Here is a 5271-nt window from a genome sequence, read left to right as displayed (position 1 = left end):
AGAAAACATCGCTAAGCGGTTAATGCTATTTAAGAACATACCTAATAAATTATTAAATTTTTAAGATTTTTTAATTTTATTGTCCGTTTTAATATGAAGTTTTAATATTTATCCTCAAATCTTGTCATGTTTTATAGTATTTCGTCTATGGTTTAGTACCTAACAACTAACATATGTTTAATGAAGATGCCTTCAATAACATTACTTTATGCAAAAAACCGAAGCATAACATCGGTTTCTTTATTTATATGTGTATATGCCTTCGTTCCTTTCCACAGAAGCAAAGCACAACTGCGTCAATTATAGACATCATATTTCTAAATCTGAGTAGATTATATGGTTAAGGTATAAAAAACGTAATTAAATCATTAAAAAATCACATATTAAGAACTGCTCATAGTAATATTATTTGTTATACTAGATTTCTTTATATTATAAGTTATAACCTTAAATAAACATAAAAAAAGCCACCCAATTGGTGGCTTTTTACTATATAAAGATTAATTAAAACCTTATTGCTTAATCACTCGGATTGTTTTAGTAATGTTAGCAATAGTTACTTTAACAAAGTAAGTACCAACTTGTAAGTTAGACATGTCTAAATCACTATCAACAGTATTAGGAGTAGCTCTTAATACTTCTTGACCTAGCATGTTATACATTGTTACATTCTCAATAGTATTTTGAGCATTTAATGTTAACGTATTCTTAACCGGGTTAGGATAGTATGTAAATGCTGCTTCGTTATCTACAGTATCTAAACCTAATGTTGCGCTATATGCAGAAATTGAGAAAGGCTCAAAATCATCTCCTCCAGATTCCCAAACTCTAACATAAATCGTAGAAGCAGGTGTAAGACCAGTTAATGATAAAATAGAAAACAAACCAGTTGAATCATCATCATCACATTCAATAGAAGTAAGCGAACCACAAGTTCCACTAAAAGCTTCAATTAATGAATCAAAACCTGTATCTCCTGTTCCAGCATCTGGACCAGTTTCTATTGTTATATCACCACTAGCAGGCACTACAATTGAGTACCATACTCCAGCTCCATTTAACCCACAACCATTTGGTTCTGCATCAGCAGTGGCAGCAGTTACTGTACCATCAACTGGGTTATCTGCATATACACCTCCAGGTGTTAACGCAATGGCACCAGAACAATCATCATTTGAAGGAGGTAACATCTGTAACCACTCAAATGGTCCGGCCCAAGTACTAAATGAACCACCACAATCAGTTCTTACATAAAACTCATAAGAATCACCATCTGTTAAACCAGTAAGTGACGTTGGATTACTTGCAGTAGCAGTACCTGCTGCAGCTGGCGCGCCAGTTCCTGGAGCTTGTACAACATATTCCCAAGCTGTTGCAGCTGGTGTGTTATTTTCATCCCAAGAGATATCAGCTTCTGTTGCAGAAATCACCGAAACAGATAAATTACTTGCTGGTAAACAACTTAATTCTTGTATACAAAAATTATCAGTTGTTAATGTTTGGAAACTATCTTTCCAGATCGCTAACTTATATACTGAACCTGGTGTTAAACCTATTAAGTCATTTGAAGCTCCCATAGCAGCACAAACTAATTCAGTTCCCCCACAAGCATCTAAAACTACATATTCGTTACTAGCTCCTGAATTACTAATTGTTACTCCACCAGAAGCTGGTGCCGTAAACTCATACCAAAGACCTCGATTATCTCCCGTAGCATCACATGTACCTGTACCTCCAATATTAGGAGCGGTAGCAAAATCTATTGTAATTGGAGTAGCAGTTGAACAATCTGTTTCTACTGTTGCTGCTATAGGCAAACCACAACCAGAACCTGGTCCTGTTAGAGTTGTAAATGAAAGTGGACCAGCCCATGTACTAAATCCATTTGCATCACAATTAGAACGTACATAAAAATCGTAATCTGTACCAGCAGTAAGTGTAACTCCTGAATTAGCAGATGAAACAACACCGCTTCCAGAAGCAATAGAAGTTGCTGTACCTGGTGTAAAACCAGATGCACCAAATTCAAATTCAACTCCTAGAGTAGCTCCAACATCATTTGTCCAAGAAACAGTAGCTTCAGTATCAAGAATAGTATCTGCAATAAGTGCCGTTGGCTCTATACAAGTAGGTGGTGCGACACAACTTACATCCATTGTATATGCTCCTGCATTTGCTAAGTAACCATGTACTAACACATAATAATCTGTACCAACTGTAGTTGTAAAAGTAAGTAAAGATGTTGTTCCTGTTCCCCCATCATCATCACCAGCTACACATACAAGCGCTGCACAAGATCCTTCAAAGACTCTAATTTTTGTATCAAACGTAGATGCGCTTAAATCTAAAGTTACATCATCTCCTGTGCTACCCATAGCTGCTGCTCCATCATTTGAATTAGCACCAGTAAATGAATACCATACTGCTCCTCCAGTGCCTGCTGTTGTAGTACAAGTTCCTGGATCTGGAGATTCTGCACTTGCAGGAGTTGTATTACCAGTATATTGACCACCACAAGAAATTGCTTCTGCACCCGAACAATCATCATTTGCAGGTACCATCCAAGTTGTAAATGTTTGTTCTACACAGCCTGTTGCAGGACCAACTGAATTAGAAGGCGTTATCGTAACATAATATGTAGTACCATCAGTTAATGCCCCAACATTAGTTGTTAAAACATTAGCTAGAGTCGCTGAATATACATCTGATAAACCCGAAGCAGTTCCTACAATTACATCGTAGTTATCTGCTGCTCCTGTTGCCGCATTCCAAGAAATATCTCCCGCAGGATCAACATCTGTAGTTACGTCTAGATTTGCATCACAATCTGGTGGGCTAGACAGTGTAAATGTAACACTTAAATCTATATCAAAGAAAATAGTATCTGCACCATCTAAATCGTTAGACGTTATTGTCATTGAGGTAAACCCAGTTACATCTAAACCTGTAAAATCTGCATCACAACCTTGAATACTAGTACCATCAGCTACACCACCTGTTACAGCTAAAATAAAATCGTACCAGTTACCACATTGTGCAGTACTACCAGTAGCAGTATTATAATGACTTGTAAAAGTACCTAATGATATTGCCGTAATTGGATCTGCTCCATTTACAGTAATATCGGTATCGTTAATAGTTAAAACCGTAGGCGCTGAATCTAGCCCAGAGGTTCCAAAATTTTGATTTACTTGCGAAAAACCAAAAGTGGTCAATGCCAAGCATAAAATTAGTAATGTAATTTTTTTCATATGAAAAATGTGTTTTAAGTTAGTAATCTTTTAAAAATATGCCATTTAATTACAATTACAATACAAGAGTTAAGCAAATCGATAAACAACCAAATTTACCGATAAACCACTTATTTATAATTATTTATACTTTAGGAATAAAATAGTTTCTAATTTCTATTATAAGGGATATAAATGACAATGAAAAGTCTTCAGTTGTATAAATGAGAGTAGAGTTTTATGGTCTTATTATTTTATGACCACTTAAATTAAATCGATCAGTATATACATTTAATATATATATACCACTCGTCAAAGCGCCAGTATTAAATTCGAAGCTATTTGAATTTACTTTATACTCATTAATTTTCTGCCCTAATAAATTAAATAATTCAATTTTACGGATCACCTCTTCAGAGCTAACATTAACCGTATTATCTTTAGGCTTTATATAAACTTGTATTTTATCTGCGTTTTCAAATTCTTCAATAGATAAGGTAGAACCCTCTACAATTTCTAAAATTTGATTTGATGCTACGTTATAAAAAATATCTTCTGTACCACTTAGCCACTTAACTTTTACATAATCAACACTACTACTACTGCCTAAACCAAAAATTTCTCTTAAGGAGTTTTGCCCTAAATAGCTTTCACCACACATAATGTGTCTATACTGTTTATTACCATTTATTGATATTTCAATCACAGAACCGATACCATCTTTATTACTTGTAACACCTTCTAAATCTATCGTAAGGTAATTATTCGTTGTACTTGTTTGATTATTCCACACAAAAGGAGCCACACCATAATTATTCATTACAACAATATCTGGTTTACCATCATTATTTAAATCACCAACAACATTCCCATAGCTTCTTTCGTCACTATCAGCAAAACCAATGTTTTGGGGTTGTGTAAATGTTTCATCAGACATATTATCATAGAATACTGATAAAACTGAACCGTCAACAGAACCATCATAAGTACAATTTACATACAAATCTAAATCTCCATCATTCTCAGCATCAAAAAAGACACTTCCCCAAGCTAAACATTCTAGGAAAGTACCAGATGATAAAGCTATGTCTGTAAATGTTTTATCTCCGTTATTTTTATAAAATATATTTCCGATTGTACTCTCACTAACATTAGAAGCAGAATTAGTTAAATAAATATCCATAAAACCATCTGAGTTAAAATCGTCTATGGTAACACACATAGCATCCATTGTTACTCCAGTCCCAGAATAAGTACTGATATCTTCAAACGTGCCATCTCCAGTATTTAAATAAAGAAAATTAGGTTCAAACTTATCATTAGAAACATAAAGGTCTTGAAAACCATCGTTGTTAAGGTCAAAAAAACCAGAGCAAAATGTTAGAGCTGGCGTATTTGTTAATCCAGAACTATCTGTTGCATCAGTAAATGTACCATCACAGTTATTTAAATAAAAACGATTGGTTATTTCATCAGGTCCAGGATTTATAATCCGGTTAGATATATAAACATCTAGACATCCATCGTTATTTACATCTCCCCAAGAAGCGCCAAAGGTAAACTCATTTATTAAAGGGAAACCGGCAGAAGCAGTTACATTTATTAAACCTGTAACTGTTTTTTCATATAATCGGTTACCATTAGTGTCACTTGTTACAAAGAGGTCTTTGTCACCATCATTATCAAAATCTACCCAATTTACAGCTCTAGTTCTATATGTTATTGGCGGACTGATTAATGTCTCTTCAAAAAACAAGCCTACAAAATTCTTATAAAATCGTAATGGCACACCATCACCCGAAGCTAATGTTATATCATCATATCCATCACCATCATAATCAGCAAAGCTTAAACCAGATCCATTTGGTGATCCTCCTGTGTGCTCTGTTAAACCTATATTACTTGCCTCGTCAGCAAAATATATCTGAGCATTTATTATACTTATTGAAAGTGAAAGCAGGATAAACAAAATGCGTTTCATTGTAGTAATTTTTTTTAGCAAGATAAAAAAAAGCAGTTATACTATATATAGTAGCTGTCT

Annotated in this window: 2 protein-coding genes; both read right to left on the bottom strand. The window is 34.3% G+C overall.

Annotated features, from left to right (window positions below; genetic code table 11):
* Nucleotides 1-512: 512 nt before the first annotated feature.
* A complete protein-coding gene (locus QZZ53_RS16680) occupies nt 513-3251 on the bottom strand; it encodes a T9SS type A sorting domain-containing protein (RefSeq protein ID WP_296386811.1) in 2739 nt (912 codons plus the stop codon).
* Nucleotides 3252-3468: 217 nt separating this feature from the next.
* The gene (locus tag QZZ53_RS16675; protein WP_296386809.1) at nt 3469-5211 is read right to left on the bottom strand and encodes an FG-GAP-like repeat-containing protein; all 1743 of its coding nucleotides are present in this window, start codon (nt 5209-5211) and stop codon (nt 3469-3471) included.
* Nucleotides 5212-5271: the final 60 nt, after the last annotated feature.

The sequence above is a fragment of the Winogradskyella sp. genome, assembly GCF_016744625.1.
GTDB lineage: Bacteria > Bacteroidota > Bacteroidia > Flavobacteriales > Flavobacteriaceae > Winogradskyella.
The sequence above is the reverse complement of the archived record's forward strand: the minus strand, read 5'-3'. Positions and strand labels throughout refer to the sequence as shown.